Here is a 22,700-nt window from a genome sequence, read left to right as displayed (position 1 = left end):
ATCATGATTGACCACCTTGACCATCTGGTACTGACAACCGATCACGAAGAAGCGTGCGTCTCGTTTTACACCGAAGCACTCGGAATGAAGCTCGAGCGCTTCATCGGAGGAACGCCGCCCGTTGAACGCAAGGCCTTCAAGTTCGGCAATCAAAAAATCAACTTGCACGTCAAGGGGCGCGAGTTTGAGCCGAAAGCGCACACCCCCGTTCCTGGCGCGCTGGATCTTTGCTTCATCGCTTCTGGTCCCCTGGACGAAGTGATTGCGCACCTCGAGGCGATCGGCGTACCCATCGTCGAAGGACCAGTGCTCCGAACTGGCGCAACGTCAAAAATCCGCTCCATCTATTTGAGAGATCCCGACCTGAACCTGATCGAGATCTCGGAATTGGTGGCATCCCCCTGAGCCGCCTTTCCATCAAACGACCTGGTGTCAACGTAACGCCAGGAGGGAACAGCTTTACCAAAGGAGACATACATGAACCGCAAACATCTCATCCTGGGTGTCGTACTCGCCGCTAGCAGTGCAGCGCATGCTGCGGATGACTGGCCGACTAGGCCCATCACGTTGGTTGTGCCCAGCGCCCCGGCTGGGTCGACGGACATTGTCGCTCGACTGATCGGCGAACAATTCCAGAAGGTTCTTGGCCAACCCGCGATTGTGGAAAATCGCCCAGGCGCGTCCGGGAACATTGGCACGGAGGCCGCAGCCCGCGCGAATCCCGACGGCTACACGTTGTTGGTCCAATACTCGGGCTATCACGTCGGCAATCCTGCGCTGTTCCCGCAGATTCGTTGGAAGACATCCGACTTCGCACCCATCGCATTGGTCATGCGCGCGCCGCACGTCGTGGCAGTGTCGGGTACGCTGGCAGCCAACAATTTGAAAGAGCTCATCAGTCACGGGCAGAGCAACGGAAAGGGCCTCTTCTACGCTTCGTCGGGGAATGGCTCGATTCAACATATCGCAGGTGAGATGTTTGGCAAGCGGGCGAATGTTCCTGTGACGCACGTGGCGTACAAGGGGGCCGGCCCCGTGATCAGCGATCTGATAAGCGGCCAGGTGGATATGTTCATCACAACGCCACCTTCGGTGATCGGACAAATTCAGGCGGGAAAGATCAAGGCGCTGGCATACACCGGACCGAAGCGCCACCCGTCCATGCCTAACGTTCCAACATCAGCCGAAGCGGGCTTGCCAGGATACGAAGTTGAAAGCTGGTTCGCCGTGTTCGCGCCCGCGAAAACGCCTCCGCAGGTCCAAGCGCGCCTTGCTGAAGCCCTGAAGACGATCGTTGACAGCCCCGCCTACAAAAAGCGGATCGAAGAACAAGGTGCTTTCGCAACTTACATGGGTCCTGCAGACCTGGGCCGATTCGTGGAGCAAGAAACGCAAGCCTGGGCGAAGGTCGTCCAGGAATCCAACATCCGCGCTGAATGAGGATCCCGACATGACACTATTTCTTCTGCGTGCAACCGCAGGAATACCCCGAAATGCGCGGGACGATGGACGAGGCTGCGGTGCACTGAACGGCCTACCTTGCACGCGGTGACCGCTCGGGTCCAATCCACGACCCGGGCCATGTTCCCCTTTCCAATAGCCGACGAGTGACCTCAATGATGACGTCGCGCAAGGCGGTAGTTGCGGGTGTCGTCGGCCGTGTCATTGAGGTGGTACAGGCTACACGACGCGAGATGTGCGGGCTGTGCAAGGGGGCTATCGCCAATTGTCCGGCGGCGACTTCGTCGGCCACAGCGCCCGCCGACAGAATGGTTCTGGCCACTCCAGCCTGAACCGCCTTTTTTATGTTGGGCAGCGAGTCGATCTCCGCCATGACGTCGAGACTTACGTCCGCTCGCCTGCAGGCGTCATCGATGATCCTTCGCAATCCATGCTCTTGGGACGGAAGCAGAAGTGAAAATTTTGATAGCTGCGTCAATTTGACGCCACGGTTGGGCAGGCGCTGCCCCGTCGCGGAGACCACAACCAGTCTCTCCTCGAGCAATGGCACTTGCGTCAGAGACGCATCACTATCGGTGAGAAACGTGACCGATATATCGAGGCGCCCCGCTCGCAGCCACTCCACCAAGAACCCACTATGGCTTTCGATGATTTTCAGCCTGATCCCCGGATAACGAAGGCGCACTTCTTGAAGGACGGGCAAGGTGGCGACCAGCGCAACAGTGGTTGGCAAGCCAACAACAACGTCGCCCTGCACCGCGTGCTCGGCAACCTGTACGGCTTGCTTGGCTCGATCGACGTCCGCCAGAACGACGCGTGCATGCTCAAGCATCGTTTTTCCAGCATCGGTGAGCAGCATTCCCTTGTTGGAGCGACTGAACAGCTTGACGCCAAGCTCTGACTCCAAAGCGGCGATGCTTTGACTCAAGGCGGGCTGTGCCACGTGGAGGTTACGCGACGCAGCCAGCACTCCTCCTGCTTCGTGAATCCCGATCAAGTAGCGAAGCTGACGTAGTTCCATGTCTATTGATTTTATCGATAGTGGCTAGATTTCAAATGTATTTTACTTATACCAAGGAACGCTTGACACTGGCTCCAAGGAGCAACGAATGAACGACTCATCACGGAAAATTTCTAGCGGCCAGCCTCTCGCGGATCTGCGCGTTGTGGATCTTTCGCGCCTGGTGTCCGGCAACATGCTTACTCACGTCCTTGCTGATCTGGGCGCAGCAGTCGTCAAGGTCGAGCCACCACGCAAGGGCGATGAATTGCGGGCATGGCAACGCGAAGGGATGAGCACCTACTGGCTTGCCTACAGCCGCAACAAGGATAGCGTCGAACTCAATCTTAGAACTGAGGGCGGCATGGAGGATCTTCGAAAGCTGCTTGCCGGAGCCGATGTTCTCGTAGAGAACTTCCGGCCCGGAACGCTTGAAAAAATGGGCCTGGATAGAACCACTTTGCAGGCAATTCGCCCTGGGCTTGTGGTTGTGCGCATTTCGGGCTGGGGACAGACAGGCCAATATGCAGGAAAAGGTGGATTCGGTTCCCTGATTGAGGCGATGAGCGGCTTTGCCGCAATGAATGGGTACAGCGATCGCCCGCCGGTGCTGCCTCCCTTCGCCATGGCCGACTCTGTCGCGGGCATCTATGGCGCTGCGCTTGCCCTGGCGGCCGTCCATCGGCGGAACGCTCAAAGCAATGCTCCCCTCCAAGAAATCGACCTTTCCCTCTTCGAGCCGCTTTTCTCAATCCTCGGACCTCAAGCGGCTGAGTTTCAGCTGACTCGCAAGACGACGCCGCGTTCCGGTAGCCGCTCCCCAACCCACGCTCCCCGAAATGTCTATCGCACCAAAGACGAGAAGTGGGTTGCATTGTCTGCTGGCATGGAAGGCACGTTGGCGCGCCTTTTTGACGGCGTGGGATACCCGGAAGGCTTGCTAGACCCCCGCTTTGCTACGCATGAGGCGCGTCTCGCCAACATTGACGCCTTGGACGACATCATTCAGGGCCATCTAGCCAAATTGACGCTGGATGAGGCGCTGGAGTTCTTCGCTAGCCGTGACATCACAGCCGGGCCCGTATGCGACATTGAAGATCTTATCGATCATCCGTATGTCGTGGAGCGAGAGCTGTTGGTTGAGCAGCAGGCTCCGGACGGCAGAACAGTCCTTGTACATGCTGCGCCATATCGCATCGATGGGGAACGTCCGCCCATTCGTCGCAGCGCGCCCACACTGGGCCAGGACAACGAACGCTGGCTCAACAGCCGCCCGGATATGGCGACCTGAAGGAGCCCACCGACATGACCCATACGACCATCATTCGATCGCTGCTGTTTGTTCCTGCCGCAAATGAAAAGCTATTGGCAAGCGCTATAGGACGCGCCAGCGACGCAGTCATCTTGGACCTTGAGGACGGAACTCACCCTTGCCTCAAACCCGAAGCAAGAGAAAAGCTGAGAAGTTCAATCGACCGGCTAAAGCGTGCGAGCAAGCTAGCTGCAGTGCGCATAAATGGCGACTGGCTGACCGCAGTTGAGGACCTTACCGCCGCAGTGGTGCCAGGCCTGGACATCGTCGTGCTGCCGAAGGTAGAGCACCCTCGCGACGTCCAAAACCTTGACAGCATCGTCTCGGAGCTCGAGCGTAGGGCCAATAGCCCTCAGAATTCAGTGCGGTTTCTGCTGCAGATTGAAAGCGCCGCCGCTCTTCCTCGTCTTTATGAAATCGCCGCGGCATCCCCAAGAATCATGGGCATCATGCTTGGCAGCGAAGACTATTCGCTCAACGTCGGGTGCTTGCCGACGCCCGACGCGTTGTATTACCCGAGTCTGATGGTACTCAACGCAGCACGGGCCGCTGGCATTCAACCGATCGGCTTTCTTGCCTCAATTGCGCAATTGGGGAGCCCGGAGGACTTTGAGGCGGTCTTGGAGCGCGCAAAGACTCTTGGGTTTCGTGGGGCAGTCATCGTTCACCCCAAATTCATCGACGTGGTCAACCGTTGCTACACGCCGACTCCAGCGCAATTGGAGGAGGCAAGAATGGTCATCGCCATGTTTGAACAAGCCCTTCAAAACGGTCAAGGCGCTATCAAAGTTGGCGACCTGATGGTGGACAAACCTGTCTATGAGCGGGCACGGCAGCGCTTGCTTGAAGCGGGCCGATAAAAAATCTAAGAGCAAGGAGACAAAACAATGAAACTTTCACGACGCGAGTTCGGCATTGCAACTGCTGCGCTGCTGCTCAGCACGAAGACGTTTGCGCAGCCGGCCTATCCTAGCCGCCCCGTAACTTTGCTGATCCCGCAATCTCCCGGAGGAACCAACGATGTTGTCGGTCGCATCCTTGCCGAGCAATTGACTCACCTGTCTGGCCAGCCCTTCATCGTAGAGAACCGAGCCGGCGCGAATGGCAACCTGGGGACTGAATACGCAGCGCGCGCTAATGGCGATGGGTATACGTTGCTGCTGACCGTAAGCAGTACACAGGCGATCAACCCCGTGCTGTATCGAAAGGTGGGCTTTGATCCTGTGCAGGACTTCCCACCTGTTGCGCCAGTCGGCACGGTTCCAAACGTTCTCGTGGTGCATCCGTCCTTTCCAGCCAAAACCATGGCTGAGTTCGTCAAGGTTGCGCGCGAAAGCAATCCACCGATTCAGTACGGATCCGCTGGTAATGGTTCGCTCAATCACCTGCTGGGCGCCATGTTGACTCAGCGTGCAGGTATTCCGTTGCAGCACATTCCTTACCGTGGTGTATCGCAAGCCATGACCGATGTCATGGGCGGGCAGATCCCCATGGCTTTCGCCAGCCTTCCTTCGTGCATCGAGTTCGTTCGAAGTGGCAAGCTCCGCGCTCTCGGCGTGAGTTCCGCGCAACGGTCTCCCGCGCTGCCCGACGTGGAGGCGATCGGCGAAGTAGTACCCGGCTATGAAGGCGAGCTTTGGGTGGGATTGTTCGCGATAAAAGGAACGCCCGCCCCAGTCATTCAAAAGCTGGCAGAGCTTGTCGAAATGGCCACCAGCTCTCCTGACGCACTAAAGAAGTTGAAGAGCGTTGGCGTAGAGCGCATCCAGGGTGGCCCCGATAAGCTCGCAGCCATGCTTAAAGCAGATATTGCTCGCTGGACGCCCATCGTAAAAGAGTCAGGCGCGATTGTTGACTGACGGCAATCAGCATCGCCCACAGTCTTAACGTCGCAAACCTATAGCTGTTCTAAATTCAATGGTTCCAAAATGAAGATTGTCATCTTAGATCGGGCTACCTTAGGCCCCAGCGTCGTGCTACGTGCCCCTGCCTTCGAACATGAACTCGTGTCCCACGACGTGACCGGTGCGGCACAAGTTCGGGATCGAATTATCGACGCGGACGTCGTGATTACGAACAAGGTTCGCCTTGACGCTGACGCCATCAGCAGCGCAAAGAACTTGAAGCTTGTCGCAATTGCCGCGACGGGAACTGACAACGTTGATCTGGCCGAGTGCGCCAAACGACAGATAGTCGTCAGCAACATCCGCAACTACGCCATCAACACGGTACCCGAGCACACGTTTGCACTCATATTCGCTTTACGCCGCAGCATTCTGGCGTATGCAAACTCGGTATCGGCAGGCCGTTGGCAAGAATCTGGGCAATTCTGCTACTTCGACTACCCCATCCGCGACCTGGCAGGTTCGACATTGGGAATCATCGGCGATGGCGTACTCGGACGCGCCGTTGCGGACATCGGTCGCGCCCTGGGAATGAAGGTCTTGTTCTCCGCCTTCAAAGGCTCCTCCGGCATGGGCAGCCTATACACCCCCTTTGATGAGGTGTTGGCCAAATCCGACATCATCACGCTGCATTGCCCGCTGAACAAAGCGACGCGCAACATGATTGGGGCGCCTGAATTTGCGAAGATGCTACGCAAACCTCTGATCATCAACACGGCCCGTGGCGGACTGGTCGAAGAGCAGGCACTTGCGGACGCACTTCGGTCCGGAGCCATCGCAGGTGCCGGCTTCGACGTTTGCACTGTGGAGCCGCCCGAAGCCAGTCATCCCTTCATGGAACTGTCGAAGCTACCAAATTTCCTGCTGACCCCACACGTAGCGTGGGCCTCGGAGGAGGCAATGCAAGGCCTGGCGGATCAGTTGATCGACAATGTTGAGTCTTTTGCTGCTTCCTCTCCTCGCAACGTGGTGAGTGCCGGGTAGCAGACTATGAACGCATTGCGCCGTACGAAGATCGTGGCTACGTTAGGGCCCGCGACCACGAAGGATGAAGTTCTCGAGGGCCTGATTCTTGCTGGCCTTGACGTAGCTCGCCTCAATTTTTCCCATGGAAGTGCCGACGACCACCGGGAGCGTGCCCAAAAGGTTCGCGACCTGGCCGCTCGCAACGGCCGTTTCGTTGCGTTGATGGGCGACCTCCAGGGCCCAAAGATTCGCATCGCGCGCTTTGCGAACAAGACTGTCACGCTAAAGACGGGGCAGCCTTTTACCCTCTCTAACTCGCATCCAAAAGAGGAAGGCAACGAGTCCATAGTCGGAATCGACTATCCGGCACTGGCTCGCGACTGTGCCGCCGGCGATGAGCTTTTGCTGGACGACGGACGTGTCGTCGTGAAGGTCACCAGTATCGAAGGAGATGCCGTACACACGATAGTGAGCGTAGGCGGGCCATTATCCAACAACAAAGGGATCAATCGGCGCGGTGGCGGCTTGTCCGCGCCCAGTCTGACCGATAAGGATCGAGCCGACATACTGCTGGCAACCGAACTAGGCGTCGATTACGTTGCCGTCTCTTTCCCTCGGTATGGCCAAGACATTGAGGAAGCGCGAGCGTTGGTTCGCGCTGCGGGCAGCCAAGCGTGGATCATCGCGAAGATCGAGCGAGCGGATGCGGTCGTAGATGACGAAGCGCTCGACGCTCTCATCCAAGCCAGCGATGGCGTCATGGTCGCGCGTGGTGATCTAGGCGTGGAGGTCGGAGACGCCGAACTCGTCGGCATTCAGAAGCGAATCATTTTGCATTCCCGCAAACTGAACAAGGTTGTGATTACGGCCACCCAGATGATGGAATCTATGATCAGCAGCCCGATGCCAACGCGGGCTGAAGTTTCCGATGTCTCCAACGCCGTGCTGGACTATACGGACGCCGTGATGCTGTCAGCAGAGAGTGCATCCGGACAGTATCCCATCGAGGCCGTGCAGGCCATGGCCCGCGTGTGCCTGGGCGCGGAAAAGCATCCGACTTCCAGCAAATCTCATCATCGACTGGACGAAGTGTTTCAGAGATGCGACGAGACCATTGCTCTTTCAGCGATGTACGCTGCGAACCATTTCCCGGGGATCCGGGCGATCATCGCATTGACAGAGAGTGGCCTGACGCCGCTGATCATGTCGCGCATCCGATCAAGCGTACCTATCTATTGCTATAGCCCGCATCCCACCACGCAGAATCGGGCAGCCATGTTCAGAGGCGTATACACCATTCCGTTTTCTCCTGCCGAGCACGATCCCGCGGACCTGAGCGACGCAGCTATTGAGGAACTTAGGAAACGGGAATTGGTGCAGTCCGGCGATTGGGTGATCCTGACCAAAGGTGATTTCTATCGCGATAGCGGCGGCACGAACGGGATGAAGATCTTGAAAATTGAATAGGTCTTTCGACTCGATCATCAGCGCCTCAACCCTACAACCTTCCCTTCGGACGCATTCTGCGCCAGGAGTTTCATTCTGAAAGTCGTTATTGCCCCAGACTCCTTTAAAGAGAGTCTCTCAGCGGAACTTGCCGCCGCAGCGATCGCTCGCGGTGTTCGCCAGGTGCTACCTGATGCCAGAATTTTTCGCATTCCGATGGCTGACGGTGGCGAAGGCACTTTAGACGCACTCCTGAGTGCCACCCATGGCGACCGCAAATCCTGCAGAGTGCGAGGTGCGTCAGGCGAAGATCAAGAAGCGTCTTGGGGGCTGATTGGGAATACCGCCGTCATTGAGGTGGCTGCCGCCGCTGGCCTGGCGCTGATTCCGCCTTCGCAGAGAAGACCGATGAACGCCTGCAGCTTTGGCGTGGGCCAGTTAATTAAAGCCGCGCTTGACGCTCATGCCGATCGAATTATTTTGGGTCTAGGGGGCTCGTCCACCAACGATGGCGGCGCCGGGATGCTGGCCGCCCTGGGCGTGCGCTTTCTGGACGCGAAAGGCAGTCAGCTTCCACCAGGCGGCGCAGCACTCAAGACACTAGCGAAGCTGGACACATCGGATTTAGATCCGAGATTGGCGCTCGTCAAGATCGAGGTGGCCTCTGATGTCGACAATCCTTTGTGCGGAAATAGCGGCGCATCGCATGTATTTGGGCCTCAGAAAGGCGCGACGCTCGACCAGGTCAGGGAGTTAGACCTCTCTTTAGAAAACCTTGCGAATGTCTGCGCCAGTCATTTCGGAACGGACCAGCGCGATTGCGCAGGCGCGGGTGCCGCTGGGGGTCTCGGCTTTGCAGCAATGACTTTTCTGCGTGCAAGCTTCCGACCGGGGGTTGAGATCGTTGCAGAGATCTGCGGCTTGGAAGCCGAAATAGGCGACGCTGACCTGGTCTTCACCGGGGAAGGTCGTATGGACGCACAGACACTTCATGGCAAAACCCCTGCGGGAGTTGCGCGAATCGCCCAGAGGGCCGGCGTGCCAGTGATTGCCCTCGCCGGCGCGTTGGGCGAGGGATACGATGCGCTCTACGCTTGCGGGGTATCTGCGGCCTTTAGCCTGGTCAGCGGTCCGATGACGCTGGATGCCGCTTGCGAACACGCAGAAGCCCTTTTGACTGACCGGGCCCGAGACGCGACTCGGCTATGGTCCATTTGAGGACCGGCCGCGCTCACGAACGTCCTTGCCTCCGGCTGGTAGCCCAGTCTCGGTAAGCGATTAAGCGTCGCCGTCTGCGACACCAATATGTAACAGCGCACCTCCCCCCCTTGAACCTCCAAACATCATCCCTATAATTAGCACTCGACACCGGTGAGTGCTAACACCTCCCGGGGCAAACCGACCATTCACTTACTTTTAGTTAACAGGAGTTCCTCATGGCCTTGCGTCCCCTGGGCGATCGCGTGATCGTCAAACGCCTCGAAAACGAGCGCAAGACTGCCTCGGGCATCGTCATCCCGGACAGCGCCGCTGAAAAGCCCGACCAGGGTGAAGTCGTGGCCGTCGGCCCCGGCAAGAAGACCGAAGACGGCAAGATCCTGCCGGTTGACCTGAAGGCTGGTGACAAGGTTCTGTTCGGCAAGTACGCCGGCCAGTCCGTGAAGGTTGATGGCGAAGAACTGCTCGTCATCCGCGAGGACGAAATCCTCGCCGTGGTCCAGTAAACCCTGCCTCAAACGAATTTTCGAAGGAAGCTAAGACATGGCTGCCAAGCAAGTATTGTTCGGTGATGACGCCCGTGTGCGCATCGTCCGTGGCGTGAACGTTCTCGCCAACGCTGTCAAGACCACCCTGGGCCCCAAGGGTCGCAACGTCGTGCTGGAGCGCTCGTTCGGCGCCCCGACCGTGACCAAGGACGGTGTGTCCGTCGCCAAGGAAATCGAACTGAAGGACAAGTTCGAAAACATCGGCGCCCAACTCGTCAAGGACGTCGCGTCCAAGACCTCCGACAACGCCGGTGACGGCACCACGACCGCTACCGTGCTGGCCCAGGCCATCGTTCAGGAAGGTCTGAAGTACGTTGCCGCCGGTTTCAACCCCATCGACCTGAAGCGCGGCATCGACAAGGCTGTCGCCGCTGCCGTCGCCGAACTGCAAAAGCAATCCAAGCCGGTCACGACCAGCAAGGAAATCGCCCAAGTCGGTTCCATCTCGGCCAACAGCGATTCCTCCATCGGCCAGATCATCGCTGACGCGATGGACAAGGTTGGCAAGGAAGGCGTCATCACCGTCGAAGACGGCAAGTCGCTGGAAAACGAGCTGGACGTCGTCGAAGGCATGCAATTCGACCGCGGCTACCTGTCGCCCTACTTCATCAACAACCCGGACAAGCAAGTCGCCGTCCTGGAAGACCCGTATGTCCTGATCTTCGACAAGAAGATCAGCAACATCCGCGACCTGCTGCCCGTGCTGGAACAAGTCGCCAAGTCGAGCCGTCCCCTGCTGATCATCGCGGAAGACGTCGAAGGCGAAGCGCTGGCCACCCTGGTTGTGAACAACATCCGTGGCATCCTGAAGACCACCGCCGTCAAGGCGCCTGGCTTCGGCGACCGCCGCAAGGCCATGCTGGAAGACATCGCCATCCTGACGGGCGGCACGGTGATCTCCGAAGAAACCGGCATGTCGCTGGAAAAGGCCACGCTGGCTGAGCTGGGCCAAGCCAAGCGCATCGAAGTGGGCAAGGAAAACACCACGGTCATCGACGGCGCTGGCGACAGCAAGTCCATCGAAGCCCGCGTCAAGCAAGTGCGCGTGCAGATCGAAGAAGCCACGTCCGACTACGACCGTGAAAAGCTGCAAGAACGCGTGGCCAAGCTGGCCGGCGGCGTTGCCGTGATTCGCGTTGGCGCTGCCACCGAAGTCGAAATGAAGGAAAAGAAGGCTCGCGTCGAAGACGCCCTGCACGCCACCCGCGCTGCAGTGGAAGAAGGCGTTGTGGCTGGTGGCGGCGTTGCGCTGCTGCGCGCCAAGCAAGCCATCGCTGACCTGAAGGGCGACACGCCTGACCAGAACGCCGGCATCAAGCTGATCCTGCGCGCTGTGGAAGAGCCCCTGCGCACCATCGTCACGAACGCCGGCGAAGAAGCCAGCGTCGTGGTCAGCAACGTGCTGAACGGCAAGGGCAACTACGGCTACAACGCCGCGACCGGCGAGTACACCGACCTGGTCGAGCAAGGCGTGCTGGATCCCACCAAGGTGACCCGCACCGCCCTGCAAAACGCTGCCTCCGTCGCCAGCCTGCTGCTGACGGCCGAAGCCGCCGTTGTTGAACTGGCTGAAGACAAGCCCGCTGCTCCGGCCATGCCCGGCGGCATGGGCGGCATGGGCGGCATGGACTTCTAAGTCCTGCTGTTCTTGCAAGGCCTCCCCGGCTTCGGCCGGGAAATGCAGTATCCAAAAACCCCCGGTCCTTCGCCCCGGGGGTTTTTCTTTTGTCCGGCCGGATATCTTTGCGTGTTGTTTCAGCGGCGCCGGATTTCCCGGGGTTGGCAAACTTTTGCCAACAATCTGCCCGTATCTGGAGCTTGCATGCGTCCCTACAATGAAGGTTCGTCTCACCGAGAACCTGCCCATGCGACTGCCCCGAACCGTGCTGCGTATCCTGCGCCCCTCCCAGATCGGCGGCCTGCTGGTGGACTCGGCCAAGCAGTGGTCCAGTCATCGCGCGTCCAGCAAGGGCGCGGCGCTGGCGCTGTACATGGTGTTTTCGTTGGCGCCGATGCTGCTGCTGGTGATCGCGGTGGCGGGCGCCTTCTTTGGCGAGGAAGCGGTTCGATCCGAGCTGTTTGCGCAATTGCGCGACCTGATCGGCGATCGCGGGGCCGAGGTGATCCAGACCGTGCTGGCCAGCGCCCACGAATCGGGCAGCGGCTGGATGGCGGCGCTGGTGTCGGTCTGCGTGCTGGTCTTCAGCGCGACCACGGCCTTCGCGGAATTGCAGGCCAGCCTGGACGAATTGTGGGACGTGAGGGCCAACCAGAAGAGCGGCCTGCACGGACTGGTGCGCAGCCGTCTGCTGTCGTTCGGACTGGTGCTGGTGCTGGCGCTGTTCCTGCTGGTGTCGCTGACCGTGAACGCGGCGCTCGCGGCGGCCAGGGGCATCTATGGCTCGTTGTGGGCCAACTCGACGTTCTCGATCGTGGCGGAATGGGCGTCCAATCTGTTTTCGTTTTCGGTGGTGGCGGCGCTATTCGCGGTGATCTTCAAGCTGCTGCCCAGCGCCAAGATCTCGTGGCAGGACGTGATCCCCGGGGCCATCGTGACGGCCGGGCTGTTCCTGCTGGGCAAATGGGGGATCGGGCTGTACCTGAGCCGCGGCGCGGCGGTGTCGGCCTATGGCGCGGCCGGGTCGCTGATCGCGCTGTTGCTGTGGATCTGGTATTCGGCGCAGATCTTCTTCTTTGGCGCGGTCTTCACGCGCCAGTTTGCGCTGCGCTTTGGCAAGGTGGAGCGGCCGCGCACGCCGTCCGCCGAACCGCCGGTTCAATCGCCCGCGCAAACGCCCACGCAATCGCCCACGCAATCGCCCACGCAATCGCCCACGCAGCCGCCCGCCCAATCACCCGTGCAGACGCCCCCGACCGACGCCTGACCGCCGGGGCTTCACGCCTGCCGCGTCTGATGCAAGGGCGGCAGCGCCGCGCCGAGCCGGTCGCTCCAGACGTGCATCTCGTTCCAAAGCGCCGGCGGCACGGGCAAGCCGAGGCGTTGGCGTTCCGCTTCGTGCGAGGCCTCCGGGTCGCCAGGCATGCGAGGCTTGCCGGGCGCTTCCGATAGCTCCATCGCCATTCCCGCCACCACCGACGCCAGGGCCGCGCCCCCCGCGAAGCGCGCCGGATCGATGACGATGAAGAACGCGCCCAGTTCGCGCGGCCGGTCCAAGGCGTCGTACATGGACGAGATGTGCGGGCCGTGAGGGTTGCCGTTCAGCGGTCCGCACAGCAGCTCGATCATCATTGCCAGGCCATACCCCTTGTAGCCGTATTCCTCGCCGCCCAGCGGACGCAGGGCGCGCGCGGCCTGCGCATCGGTGGAGTCGTCGCCCCGCCCGTCCAACGCCACGCCCGGCGGCAGCGCCGCGCCGTCGCGCCGCGCGTTCATGACGCGGTTCCACGGAATGGCGGTTGTCGCCATATCCAGGCAAAGCGGCTGTCCGCCCGCCCGCGGAAAGGCGAGCGAGATGGGATTGGTGCCGAAAAAGGGCTCGTGGCCGCCGAAGGGTGCGGCGATGGAATCGGAATGCGTGAAGGCGATGCCGATGAGACCCTGCCGAGCGGCCGCGCGGCTGTACAGGCCGATCGCCCCGCAGTGAGACGAGTCGCTGACGCCCACCGCCGCCACCCCAGCCTCGCGCGCCAGGTCGATTGCCAGCGCGTTGGCCCGATGGGCCACCACGATGCCCTGCCCCCGGCCGCCATGCACCTGGGCGGCCCCCGGCCCCGTCCGGTCGACGCGGATGTCGGGACGCGCCAGGATCGAGCCATGCGCCACGCGGTTCAGGTAATGCGGCAGGCGCGCGATGCCGTGCGAATCGATGCCCCACAGGCTGGTCTGCGCCAGGCTTTGCGCCAGGCAGCGCGCGTCATCGGCCGGAAAATCCTGCGCCAGCAGGCACGCCGTGCCCCAGCGTTCCCAGTCGGTGGCGGTCACGCGGCGGTCGGCGTTCATGTCCTGTCTCCTAGGTGGCCGCCTGCACGGCATGGATCACACCGTGCTCGCGCAGCGCTTCCAGATGCTTGGTCAGGGCGCCCACGAACTCGGCCGAATTGCCCAGGTCGCCGAACACCGGTTTGAAACGCGCCAGCACCGTCGCGCGCCGCTGCGCCGCCTGCGACGGCATGGCGGCATGCGCGGCCACCTCGGCGCGCGCCAACAGGCGGTCAAGGCGCGCGGCGATCGGGTCCTGGATGGGGTAGGCGCTGCCCTGCTCGTCTTCGCCGCGCAGGTAATTCAGCCATGCGGCAACTGCCAGGCACAGACGATCGATGCCGTGGCCGGCACGCAGCCGGTCGCGAATGGTGTCCAGCAGGCGCTGGGGCAGCTTCTGCGATCCGTCCATGGCGATCTGCGACAGCGGATGCGGCAGCGCCGGGTTGGAGATCCGTTCCAGAAACCGCAGACGGTATTCCACCAGCCCCGTGTCGGGAATGCCGCGCAGAGTCGGGGCGATCTCTTCGCGCATCATGGCGTCGACGAACTCCCGCAGGGCGGGCGTGTTGGCGGCATCGGCCACCGTATGCAGTCCCAGCGCCGCGCCCAGGTAGGCCAGGGCCGAATGCGGCCCGCTGACCATGCGCAGTTTCAAACGCTCGTAGGGCGCCGCATTGCGCACGAAGGTGGCGCCCCCGTACGCGTCCCAGGCGGGGCGGCCGGCGGCGAACCGGTCTTCGATCACCCAGTTCAGATAGGGCTCGCCCAGCACGGGCCAGGCATCCTCGACGCCCAGGCGTTCGGCAATCCGCCGGCGGTCCTGGTCTTCGGTGGCCGGCACGATGCGGTCGACCATGGAATTCGGAAACGTGCAGTGGCGGTCGATCCAGTCGGCCAGGGTCACGTCGACGCGCAGCGCAAAGGCCAGCACCAGGCTGCGCAGCGTGTCGCCGTTGCCGCGCAGGTTGTCGCACGACAACAGCGTGATCGGCGGCAGGTCGCGCTCGCGGCGCAGCGCCAGGCCGTAGACCAGGATGCCGATGGTGCTGCGGGGCCGGATGGGGTTTTCCAGATCGTGCACGATGTCCGGATCGTCCCAGCGCAGATGCCCCGTGGCCGGTTCGTGGCTGTAGCCCTTTTCCGTCACGGTCAGGCTGACGATGCGGGTCTGCGGATACGCGATGCGTTCGAGAACGGCGTTGGGGTCTTCCTCGGCCACCATCACGCGCAGCACGGATCCCACGATACGCAGGTGTTCGCGGTCCTGGCCGTCCGGACCGGCGTCGCGCACGGCCAGCGTGTACAGCCCGTCCTGGGGCGTGAGCGCATCGCGGGTGGCGGGGTGGCGCAGCGAGACGCCCAGAATGCCCCAGGTGAGGTCGCCGCTGGCTTGCATGGCCTGATCGGTGACAAACGCCTGATGCGCCCGGTGAAAGGCGCCCAGCCCAAGATGGACGATGCCCGGCGTCAGCCGGCTACGGTCGTAGCTGGGCTTTTCAACGTCGGCGGGCAGACGCGGCAATGACTCCGAATTCAAACGTTCAAGCATGGGTGCGCTATGCCTAAAAGGGGAGACGCCAGGGTATAGCATGCCCCGAGCCGTCTTCGCTACATCACCGCGCCCAGTTGCCACGGGACGAATTCATTTTGTCCGTAGCCGTGCGTCTCGCTGCGGGTGCGCCGGCCCGACGCCGTCTGCAGCATGAGCTGGAAAATGCGCTCGCCCATCTGCGCCACGCTTTGCGCGCCGTCGACGACTTCGCCGCAATTGATGTCGATATCGTCGGACTGGCGCTGCCAAAGCGCCGTGTTGGTGGACAGCTTGAGCGACGGCGCTGGCGCGCAGCCATACGCAGACCCGCGGCCGGTCGTGAAGCAGATCAGGTTGGCGCCCCCGGCCACCTGCCCGGTGGCCGAGACCGGGTCGTAGCCCGGGGTGTCCATGAAGACCAGCCCGCGCGTATGCACGGGCTCGGCGTACTCGTAGACGTCGGTGAGATTGGTCGTGCCGCTCTTGGCGATGGCGCCCAGCGATTTTTCCAGGATGGTGGTCAGCCCGCCCGCCTTGTTGCCGGCCGAGGGGTTGTTGTCCATCTCGGCGTCGTTGCGGGCGCAGTAGTCTTCCCACCAGCGCACGCGCGCCAGCAGCTTGTCCGCCACGGCGGGCGATTGCGCGCGGCGCGTCAGCAGGTGCTCGCCGCCGTAGATTTCCGGCGTCTCGGACAGGATGGCCGTGCCGCCGTGGCGCACCAGCAGGTCCACCGCGGCGCCCAGCGCCGGATTGGCGCTGATGCCGGAATAGCCGTCCGACCCGCCGCATTGCAACCCCACGGTCAGGTGGCTGGCGGGCACGGGCTGGCGCTGGACGCGATTGGCCTGGTCCAGCATGCGCTCGACCAGTTCGATGCCGCGCGCCACCGTCTTGCGCGTGCCGCCGGTGTCCTGGATGTTGAAGGTGTGCAGCATGCCGCTTTCGAGCAGATGCTCCTGCTCCATCAGCCCGCCGATCTGGTTGGTCTCGCAACCCAGCCCCACAACCATCAGCCCGCCAAAGTTGGCATGCCGGGCGTAACCGCCCAGCGTGCGCCGCAGCACGCGCAATGGTTCGCCGTCGCTGCCGGTGGCGCAGCCCGCGCCATGCGTCAGCGCCACGACGCCGTCCACGTTCGGACAGGCTGCCAGGGCCTCGGGCCGGATGTCGCGGCGGAAGTGATCGGCGATGGCGCGCGCCACCGTCGCCGAACAGTTCACGCTGGTCAGGATGCCGATGTAGTTGCGGGTGGCGATGCGGCCGTCAGCGCGCACGATGCCGTCGAACATGGCCGGCGCCCCCACGTAGTCGGTGGGCCGCGCATCTTGCCCCACGGCATAGTCGCGCTCGAAATCCGAGAATTCCAGATTCTGGGTATGGACGTGCTGGCCGGGCGCAATGTCCTGCCGCGCCACGCCAATGATCTGGTTGTAGCGGCGCACCGGTTCGCCGGCCGCGATGGCGCGAACCGCCACCTTGTGGCCCGGCGGCACCAGCCCCACGATGGTCACCCCCTCGCCTTCCAGCCTCGTGCCGCTGACAAGCTGGCGTCTGGCGATCACCACGTTGTCCGCCGGGTGAATGCGGATGACTGCCGTATCGGTCTGCGACATGAGAACTCCGGAATACAAGGGGGCCTTGCGGATCAGCCGTCGATCAGGGCGGGATCCCAGGCATGGACGCGCTGGCGCTGTTCGCCCAGGCCCGCGATGCCCAGTTTCATTTCATCGCCCGCCTTCAGATAAACGGGCGACGGCTTCTGGCCCATGCCCACGCCGGGCGGCGTGCCGGTGCTGATGAGGTCCCCCGGGTACAGCGTCATGAAGCGGCTGACGTACGACACCAGTTGCGCCACGCCGAACACCATCGTGCGGGTGCTGCCGTTCTGGTAGCGCTTGCCGTTGACCTCAAGCCACATCTCCAGGTCCTGCGGATTGGGGATCTCGTCGGCCGTGACCAGCCAAGGACCGATGGGGCCGAAGGTATCGCAGCCCTTGCCCTTGTCCCACGTGCCGCCGCGTTCGATCTGGTATTCGCGCTCGGACACGTCGTTCACCACGCAGTAACCGGCCACGTGCTTCATGGCGTCGGCCTCGCTGACATAGCGGGCCTTCTCGCCGATCACCACGCCCAGCTCGACTTCCCAGTCGGTCTTGACCGATTCCTGCGGCAGCACGACCGGATCGTTGCAGCCCACCACGGCCGACGTCGTCTTCATGAAGATGACCGGTTCGGCCGGCACGGGCAGTCCGGACTCGGCGGCATGGTCGGCGTAATTCAGGCCGATGCAGATGAACTTGCCCATGCCGCGCCACGGCGGCGCCACGCGGCCGGGCTGCGCAACAAGCGGCAGCGACGCCGGATCCAGCGCGCGCAACTGCGCCAGCTTGGCGGGCACGAGCGACTCGGCGGTGATGTCGGAAATGACGGACGACAGGTCGCGGACCTGGCCCTCTGCGTCGATCAAGGCGGGCTTTTCCGAGCCCTTGGCGCCATAGCGCATCAGTTTCATAGCGGTTTCCTGGTTGCTGGAAAAGAAGAATTCAATTGGACCAGCCGCCGTCGATCACCTGCGCGGTGCCGGTGGTGAAGGCGGATTCGTCGCTGGCAAGATACACCGCCAGCGCGGCGATCTCTTCGGCGCGGCCGATCCGGCCCATTGGCTGGCGCGCGGTGAAGGCGGCTTCGACCGCCGCGACGGACTGGCCGCTGGCCAGCGCCTGCGCGTCGATGCGCTGGCGCAGGGACGGCGACTCCACCGTGCCGGGGCAGATCGCGTTGCAGCGGATGCCCTGCCCCACGTAGTCGGCGGCGACCGCCTTGGTCAGGCCGATGACGGCCGCCTTGGTGGCGCCGTAGGCGCAGCGGTTGGGCGCGCCCTTGATGCTGCCCGCCACGGACGCCATGTTGACGATGGACCCCGCGCCGCGCGCCAGCATGGCCGGCAGGCAGGCACGGATCAGCAGGTACATGGATCGCACGTTCAGGTTGAACGAGAAATCCCAGGCGTCCTCGTCGCAATCCAGGATGGTGCCCGCGTGCACGAAACCCGCGCCATTGAACAGCACGTCCACCCCGCCCGCATCCTGGGCCAGCGCGCGCACGGCGCGGGCGTCGGTTACGTCCAGCACGTGCGTGCGGCAGCCGGACAGCGACTCCAGCGCGGCGCCGTTCAGGTCCACGGCCAGCACATCGGCGCCCTCGTGCGCGTAGGCCAGGGCCACGGCGCGGCCAATGCCCTGCCCTGCGGCGGTGACGATGGCGGTCTTGCCTTGCAGTCTTGCTGACATGGGCGTGCGTCCTTATTTGCCGGTCATGCCCATTACGGTGGGCAGCCACAGGGTGATCGAAGGAATGTAGGTGATGGCGATCAGCGCCACGAACAGCGGCACGAGCCACGGCAGGATGGCCATCGTGGTGCGCTCGACCGACAGCTTGGCCACCCGCGCCAGCACGAAGAGCACCATGCCCATTGGCGGATGCAGAAGGCCGATCATCAGGTTCAGCGTCATGATGAGCCCGAAGTGGATCGGGTCGATGCCCAGCTTCAGGACGATAGGCAGCAGGATGGGCACGAGGATGGTGATGGCCGCGATGGTGTCGATAAAGCAGCCGACGATCAGGATCAGCACGTTCGCCATCAGCAGGAACACCCACTTGTTCTGCGTGACGCTCAGGATGGCGTCGGTGAGCGCCTGCGCGGCCTGCGTCGTGGTCAGCAGCCAGGCGAACACCGAGGCTGCCGTCACGATGAACAGGACCGACGCGGTGGTCTCGATGGTGTCGAACGACGCCTTGGCCAGCGTGCGCAACGTCATGGAGCGATAGCGCACCAGTCCCAAAAAGAGCGCCCAGATCACGGCCGCCACCGCGGCTTCCGTGGGCGTGAACCAGCCCAGCGTCATGCCGCCGATCAGGATCACCGGCGCCATCAGCGCCATCACGGCCGAAAAGTTGAACTTCCAGTCCAGCAGCAGCAAGGCCGCGAACGAGATGCCGGTGGCGACGTTGGGCGACACGCCCGCCAGCGTCATCAGCCAGATCGACATCGGAAATGCCAGCACGATCAGCACTTCCAGCCCCGCGCCGCCCAGCCGCTTCCAGTTGAAGGCAACGTCGCCGCCCCAGTTGTTGCGGCGCGCGTAGTAGGCCACGGTGAGCATCATCAGGATGGTCAGCACCAGGCCGGGAATCAGGCCCGCCAGGAACAGCGAACCGATCGACACGTTGGCCATCATGCCGTAGATGACGAACGGCAGCGACGGCGGAATGATGGGGCCCAGCGTGGCCGACGCGGCCGTCACCCCGACCGCGAACTCGGTCTGGTAGCCGTGGTCCTTCATGGCCTTGATCTCGATGGTGCCCAGGCCCGCGGCGTCGGCGATGGCGGTGCCGGACATGCCGGCAAACACCACTGAGCCGATGATGTTCACCTGCCCCAACCCGCCGCGCATCCAGCCCACCAGCGCGACGGCGAAGTTGTAGATGCGGCCCGTGATGCCCGCGATGTTCATCAGGTTGCCGGCCAGGATGAAGAACGGCACGGCCAGCAGCGGAAACGACTCGACGCCCGCAATCATGCGCTGCGCGATCACGACGTCCGGCACGCTGCCGGAAATCAGGATGTACAGCAGGGATGCGCCCGCCATCGAGACCGCCACCGGCAGCCCCATGATCATCAACAGCAGAAAGGTTCCAATCAGGGTGCCCATGTTCGCTCCTGGCAAAGGCACTGCGGATTCGGGAATTCAGTCCAGCGACTCATAGGCCGCGGGGTTCTCCAGGATGGAGTAGCCCTGCCGCCAGTTCTGCACGGACACCTGCAGAGACCGCAAGAACATCATGACGAAGCCCGCCAACGCCACCCAGTAGACGTACGCCTTGTTCCAGAACAGCGTCGTCATGGGCTCGTCGCCGACCAGCACGATGTAGCGGTACGTCAGCCACACGGCATAGCCGAAGAACGCGGTGCGCAGGATATCGATCAGCGTGGACAGCACGCGGCCGGCAGGCTTGGGCAGGTAGCGGTACAGGAAGTCCACCTGGATATGGCGGCACGCGCGCACGCACATCGCGGATCCCAAGAACACCACGCCGATCAGGCAATACACCGCCAGCTCCTCGGTCCAGGCGTACGAGTCGTTCAGGACGTAGCGGGAAAAGAACTGCAGGAACACCAGCAGCGCCATCGCCCAGAACATGGCCAGGCAAATCCAGTCTTCCGGCTGGTAGCCGGCCAGGCTGACCAGGTGATGATCGGCTTCCTCGAAACTCTGGACGATCTCGTCCACCGAGGAAACGTGATGGGCGCCGGGCGGCTTGTCCGGCGGATGGCTGACGGCCGCCATCGGCGCGGCCTTCGCGTTGGAGTGCATGGAATCTCCCCTCGTGCGGGATCGGTGTGGCGATCAGATCGGGCGCGGCGGACCGACGTGGCGGCCCGCCGCGCCGGCGTTCACTTCACCGCCTGGATCTTTTCCCAGTCCGACTTCTCGTAGCCGTATTGCTTGAACGGCACCTTCTCCAGCACGGTGTTGCGGAAGTCGTCGATGTTGACCTCGGCCACCGTCAGGCCACGCTGTTTGAAGACGTCGACCATCTTCTTCTCGGACGCGGCCACTTCGGCCGACGCCTTTTCCGCGGCCTGCTGCGCGACCTCGGCGAAGATCTTCTTGTCCTCGTCCGACAGGCTCTTCCAGAGCTTGCCGGAGATCACCGTGTTCAGGTGATCGACGATGTGGCCGGTGAGGATGATGTTCTTCTGCACCTCGTAGAACTTCTTGGCCTCGATAGTGGTCAGGGGGTTTTCCTGGGCTTCGACCGTGCCGTTCTGCAAGGCCAGATAGACCTCGGCAAAGGCAATGGGCGCGGTGTTGGCGCCACAGGCGCGCGGCATGGCCAGATACGCGGCCACGTCCGGCACGCGAATCTTCAGGCCCTTCATCTCGCTGCACTTGGTGAACGGCTTGTTGGACGTCGTCTGGCGCGTGCCGTAGTAGGTGGTCGCGACGATGTGGTTGCCGCTCTTTTCGTCGTAGCCCTGGGTGAGCTCCTTGTAGATATCGCTCTTGGTGTAGGCGATCAGGTGCTCCGGGCTGCGGAAGGTGTAGGGATAGTACGTGACCCCGATGCGCGGAAAGCTCTTGGCCGCGAAGCTGGACCCGGAGATGATCATGTCGACCGTGCCGAGCGTCAGCCCCTGGTTGATATCGTTTTCCTTGCCCAGTTGCGAGGCCGGATAGACGTCGATGTGATAGCGGCCGTTGGTGCGCTTCTCGATCTCCTGAGCGGCCCACACCGACGAGGTATGGAACGGTTCGGACGTCTCGTAGACGTGCGCCCACTTCAGTTTGGTCTGCGCCAGCGCGGAGCCGCTGACGGCGATCGCGACGGCGGCAAAGAGCACTTTGATGGCGTTGCCTGGCTTCATGTTGTCTCCTCTCTTTGAGGTGGCGGGCTCGGCGGCCTCGCGTCATGTTTTACATATGGAGTTCACCTACTGGAGCTGCACCTACCAACTGCGACTGCGAGTTGCCGCCGGCCTCCCGGGAGGGACCGGCAGCCTGTTGCTATTCAGCGCGCAAGGCTTCCGCCGCACCGGGCCAGCTGGCCATCAGGCGGTCGTACGAGCAGGAAAGATGTTCACGCATGGCGGCCCGCGCGCCCTGTTCGTCACCGGCCGCGATGGCGTCGATGACGCGGCGGTGCTCGGTGATGGCGACGGCCCAGCTGTCGGAATTTTCGAAGTAATCGCCCAGCTTCACGGAGAGCGGGTTGTGGCGTTCGTCAAAGAGTTCGCCCACCACGCGCACCAGCACGGCGTTGTTGGCCATTTCCGCCACACGCAGATGGAACAGCCGGTCGCCGCGGATGGGCACGCTGCCGGCCCGCGCCTCGTCTTCCATCGCATCGACGGCTTCGCGCAGGCCTTCCACCAATGCGGGCACGGGATTGAGCGCCGCCTGCGCGGCCAGCTCGCTCTCGATGGTGCGGCGGGCGCGGATGGTTTCAAGCGGGCTTTCGGCGGTCAGGCTGGCGCGCGGCGCGCCGCCCGGGCCTTGCACGTACACGCCCGAACCCATGCGCACTTCCACCCAGCCTTCGACCTCCAGCGCGATCAGCGCTTCCCGCACCGACGGCCGGGACACGCCCAGCTTCAGCGCTAGGTCGCGCTCGGGCGGCAGGCGCGCGCCGGCCGGAAATTCGCCAGCCTCGATCAGCAGGCGAAGCTGATCGGCGATCTGGCGATACAGGCGGCGAGGTTCAATGGTCTGAATCGGCATATAGGTAAAGTGGCCTTACCAATTGACCAGAATCCTGCGCCTCCCGACGCTGGGTCACAATTAGGGTTTGCCCATCCGCGTGCGATGT

21 protein-coding genes are annotated in these 22,700 nt (G+C 62.6%); 11 read left to right on the top strand and 10 right to left on the bottom strand.

Going from position 1 to position 22,700, the window contains the following annotated elements:
• The first annotated feature begins 3 nt into the window (after nt 1-3).
• Entirely contained in the window at nt 4-405 is a 402-nt protein-coding gene (locus tag FBY20_RS15615) for a VOC family protein (protein WP_142053261.1), read from the top strand.
• A 72-nt stretch (nt 406-477) separates the two neighbouring features.
• Complete coding sequence (locus FBY20_RS15610) at nt 478-1,440, top strand: tripartite tricarboxylate transporter substrate binding protein (protein WP_142053259.1); 963 nt, start codon at nt 478-480, stop codon at nt 1,438-1,440.
• 94 nt (nt 1,441-1,534) lie between these two features.
• Here FBY20_RS15610 and FBY20_RS15605 read toward each other — a convergent pair whose 3' ends face one another.
• On the bottom strand, nt 1,535-2,482 hold the full coding sequence (locus tag FBY20_RS15605) for a LysR family transcriptional regulator (protein ID WP_142053257.1): 948 nt from the start codon (nt 2,480-2,482) through the stop codon (nt 1,535-1,537).
• Nucleotides 2,483-2,570: 88 nt separating this feature from the next.
• Between FBY20_RS15605 and FBY20_RS15600 the strand changes: the two genes are divergently transcribed.
• From FBY20_RS15600 to FBY20_RS15560, 9 genes are all read left to right on the top strand, one after another.
• A complete protein-coding gene (locus FBY20_RS15600) occupies nt 2,571-3,752 on the top strand; it encodes a CaiB/BaiF CoA-transferase family protein (RefSeq protein WP_142053255.1) in 1,182 nt (393 codons plus the stop codon).
• A gap of 14 nt (nt 3,753-3,766) precedes the next feature.
• The gene (locus FBY20_RS15595) at nt 3,767-4,633 is read left to right on the top strand and encodes a CoA ester lyase (RefSeq protein ID WP_142053253.1); all 867 of its coding nucleotides are present in this window, start codon (nt 3,767-3,769) and stop codon (nt 4,631-4,633) included.
• Nucleotides 4,634-4,660: 27 nt separating this feature from the next.
• Complete coding sequence (locus tag FBY20_RS15590) at nt 4,661-5,632, top strand: tripartite tricarboxylate transporter substrate binding protein (RefSeq protein WP_142053251.1); 972 nt, start codon at nt 4,661-4,663, stop codon at nt 5,630-5,632.
• Between the two features lie 69 nt (nt 5,633-5,701).
• Nucleotides 5,702-6,661 carry a D-2-hydroxyacid dehydrogenase gene (locus FBY20_RS15585; protein ID WP_142053249.1) on the top strand — a complete coding sequence of 320 codons (960 nt, stop codon included), beginning with the start codon at nt 5,702-5,704 and terminating at the stop codon, nt 6,659-6,661.
• A 6-nt stretch (nt 6,662-6,667) separates the two neighbouring features.
• The gene (gene pyk, locus FBY20_RS15580) at nt 6,668-8,110 is read left to right on the top strand and encodes a pyruvate kinase (protein ID WP_142053247.1); all 1,443 of its coding nucleotides are present in this window, start codon (nt 6,668-6,670) and stop codon (nt 8,108-8,110) included.
• A gap of 75 nt (nt 8,111-8,185) precedes the next feature.
• Entirely contained in the window at nt 8,186-9,307 is a 1,122-nt protein-coding gene (locus FBY20_RS15575; protein WP_142053244.1) for a glycerate kinase, read from the top strand.
• A 218-nt stretch (nt 9,308-9,525) separates the two neighbouring features.
• Nucleotides 9,526-9,813: a co-chaperone GroES gene (groES, locus tag FBY20_RS15570; protein ID WP_006221616.1), complete on the top strand. Its 288-nt coding sequence runs from the start codon at nt 9,526-9,528 to the stop codon at nt 9,811-9,813.
• Between the two features lie 37 nt (nt 9,814-9,850).
• Complete coding sequence (gene groL / locus FBY20_RS15565; protein WP_056325479.1) at nt 9,851-11,491, top strand: chaperonin GroEL; 1,641 nt, start codon at nt 9,851-9,853, stop codon at nt 11,489-11,491.
• A gap of 229 nt (nt 11,492-11,720) precedes the next feature.
• Entirely contained in the window at nt 11,721-12,740 is a 1,020-nt protein-coding gene (locus tag FBY20_RS15560; RefSeq protein WP_142055978.1) for a YihY/virulence factor BrkB family protein, read from the top strand.
• A gap of 11 nt (nt 12,741-12,751) precedes the next feature.
• Here the strand turns inward: FBY20_RS15560 and FBY20_RS15555 are convergent, their stop codons facing one another.
• The 9 genes from FBY20_RS15555 to FBY20_RS15515 all read right to left on the bottom strand — a co-directional run bounded on the left by FBY20_RS15555 (nt 12,752) and on the right by FBY20_RS15515 (nt 22,612).
• Nucleotides 12,752-13,816 carry an Ldh family oxidoreductase gene (locus FBY20_RS15555; RefSeq protein ID WP_142053242.1) on the bottom strand — a complete coding sequence of 355 codons (1,065 nt, stop codon included), beginning with the start codon at nt 13,814-13,816 and terminating at the stop codon, nt 12,752-12,754.
• A gap of 10 nt (nt 13,817-13,826) precedes the next feature.
• Nucleotides 13,827-15,347 (bottom strand): mannitol dehydrogenase family protein, encoded by a 1,521-nt coding sequence (locus FBY20_RS15550; RefSeq protein ID WP_142053240.1) that lies wholly within the window; start codon nt 15,345-15,347, stop codon nt 13,827-13,829.
• Between the two features lie 59 nt (nt 15,348-15,406).
• Nucleotides 15,407-16,942, bottom strand: coding sequence for a UxaA family hydrolase (locus tag FBY20_RS15545; RefSeq protein WP_142053239.1), 1,536 nt, complete (start codon nt 16,940-16,942; stop codon nt 15,407-15,409).
• Nucleotides 16,943-16,974: 32 nt separating this feature from the next.
• Nucleotides 16,975-17,841, bottom strand: coding sequence for a fumarylacetoacetate hydrolase family protein (locus FBY20_RS15540; protein WP_062839596.1), 867 nt, complete (start codon nt 17,839-17,841; stop codon nt 16,975-16,977).
• Nucleotides 17,842-17,872: 31 nt separating this feature from the next.
• Nucleotides 17,873-18,619, bottom strand: coding sequence for an SDR family oxidoreductase (locus FBY20_RS15535; RefSeq protein WP_062839595.1), 747 nt, complete (start codon nt 18,617-18,619; stop codon nt 17,873-17,875).
• Nucleotides 18,620-18,631: 12 nt separating this feature from the next.
• On the bottom strand, nt 18,632-20,041 hold the full coding sequence (locus FBY20_RS15530) for a TRAP transporter large permease (protein ID WP_056325462.1): 1,410 nt from the start codon (nt 20,039-20,041) through the stop codon (nt 18,632-18,634).
• Between the two features lie 36 nt (nt 20,042-20,077).
• Nucleotides 20,078-20,704: a TRAP transporter small permease gene (locus tag FBY20_RS15525; protein WP_142053237.1), complete on the bottom strand. Its 627-nt coding sequence runs from the start codon at nt 20,702-20,704 to the stop codon at nt 20,078-20,080.
• A gap of 80 nt (nt 20,705-20,784) precedes the next feature.
• Nucleotides 20,785-21,759: a sialic acid TRAP transporter substrate-binding protein SiaP gene (locus FBY20_RS15520; protein WP_056325459.1), complete on the bottom strand. Its 975-nt coding sequence runs from the start codon at nt 21,757-21,759 to the stop codon at nt 20,785-20,787.
• A gap of 139 nt (nt 21,760-21,898) precedes the next feature.
• Nucleotides 21,899-22,612 (bottom strand): FadR/GntR family transcriptional regulator, encoded by a 714-nt coding sequence (locus FBY20_RS15515; protein ID WP_142053235.1) that lies wholly within the window; start codon nt 22,610-22,612, stop codon nt 21,899-21,901.
• Nucleotides 22,613-22,700 lie beyond the last annotated feature (88 nt).

The organism is Achromobacter sp. SLBN-14 (assembly GCF_006715415.1).
Lineage (GTDB): Bacteria > Pseudomonadota > Gammaproteobacteria > Burkholderiales > Burkholderiaceae_B > Achromobacter > Achromobacter mucicolens.
Note: the sequence above shows the minus strand (reverse complement) of the source record. Positions and strands in the feature narration are given on the sequence as shown.

Excerpts from the sequence above, each read along its gene's own strand:
- pyk (WP_142053247.1), top strand. The coding sequence starts at position 6,668 with ATGAACGCATTGCGCCGTACGAAGATCGTGGCTACGTTAGGGCCCGCG.
- FBY20_RS15540 (WP_062839596.1), bottom strand. The coding sequence starts at position 17,841 with ATGAAACTGATGCGCTATGGCGCCAAGGGCTCGGAAAAGCCCGCCTTG.
- FBY20_RS15590 (WP_142053251.1), top strand. The coding sequence starts at position 4,661 with ATGAAACTTTCACGACGCGAGTTCGGCATTGCAACTGCTGCGCTGCTG.
- groL (WP_056325479.1), top strand. The coding sequence starts at position 9,851 with ATGGCTGCCAAGCAAGTATTGTTCGGTGATGACGCCCGTGTGCGCATC.
- FBY20_RS15615 (WP_142053261.1), top strand. The coding sequence starts at position 4 with ATGATTGACCACCTTGACCATCTGGTACTGACAACCGATCACGAAGAA.
- FBY20_RS15530 (WP_056325462.1), bottom strand. The coding sequence starts at position 20,041 with ATGGGCACCCTGATTGGAACCTTTCTGCTGTTGATGATCATGGGGCTG.
- FBY20_RS15535 (WP_062839595.1), bottom strand. The coding sequence starts at position 18,619 with ATGTCAGCAAGACTGCAAGGCAAGACCGCCATCGTCACCGCCGCAGGG.
- FBY20_RS15525 (WP_142053237.1), bottom strand. The coding sequence starts at position 20,704 with ATGCACTCCAACGCGAAGGCCGCGCCGATGGCGGCCGTCAGCCATCCG.
- FBY20_RS15555 (WP_142053242.1), bottom strand. The coding sequence starts at position 13,816 with ATGAACGCCGACCGCCGCGTGACCGCCACCGACTGGGAACGCTGGGGC.
- groES (WP_006221616.1), top strand. The coding sequence starts at position 9,526 with ATGGCCTTGCGTCCCCTGGGCGATCGCGTGATCGTCAAACGCCTCGAA.
- FBY20_RS15610 (WP_142053259.1), top strand. The coding sequence starts at position 478 with ATGAACCGCAAACATCTCATCCTGGGTGTCGTACTCGCCGCTAGCAGT.
- FBY20_RS15520 (WP_056325459.1), bottom strand. The coding sequence starts at position 21,759 with ATGAAGCCAGGCAACGCCATCAAAGTGCTCTTTGCCGCCGTCGCGATC.
- FBY20_RS15585 (WP_142053249.1), top strand. The coding sequence starts at position 5,702 with ATGAAGATTGTCATCTTAGATCGGGCTACCTTAGGCCCCAGCGTCGTG.
- FBY20_RS15600 (WP_142053255.1), top strand. The coding sequence starts at position 2,571 with ATGAACGACTCATCACGGAAAATTTCTAGCGGCCAGCCTCTCGCGGAT.
- FBY20_RS15560 (WP_142055978.1), top strand. The coding sequence starts at position 11,721 with ATGCGACTGCCCCGAACCGTGCTGCGTATCCTGCGCCCCTCCCAGATC.
- FBY20_RS15605 (WP_142053257.1), bottom strand. The coding sequence starts at position 2,482 with ATGGAACTACGTCAGCTTCGCTACTTGATCGGGATTCACGAAGCAGGA.
- FBY20_RS15515 (WP_142053235.1), bottom strand. The coding sequence starts at position 22,612 with ATGCCGATTCAGACCATTGAACCTCGCCGCCTGTATCGCCAGATCGCC.
- FBY20_RS15550 (WP_142053240.1), bottom strand. The coding sequence starts at position 15,347 with ATGCTTGAACGTTTGAATTCGGAGTCATTGCCGCGTCTGCCCGCCGAC.
- FBY20_RS15545 (WP_142053239.1), bottom strand. The coding sequence starts at position 16,942 with ATGTCGCAGACCGATACGGCAGTCATCCGCATTCACCCGGCGGACAAC.
- FBY20_RS15595 (WP_142053253.1), top strand. The coding sequence starts at position 3,767 with ATGACCCATACGACCATCATTCGATCGCTGCTGTTTGTTCCTGCCGCA.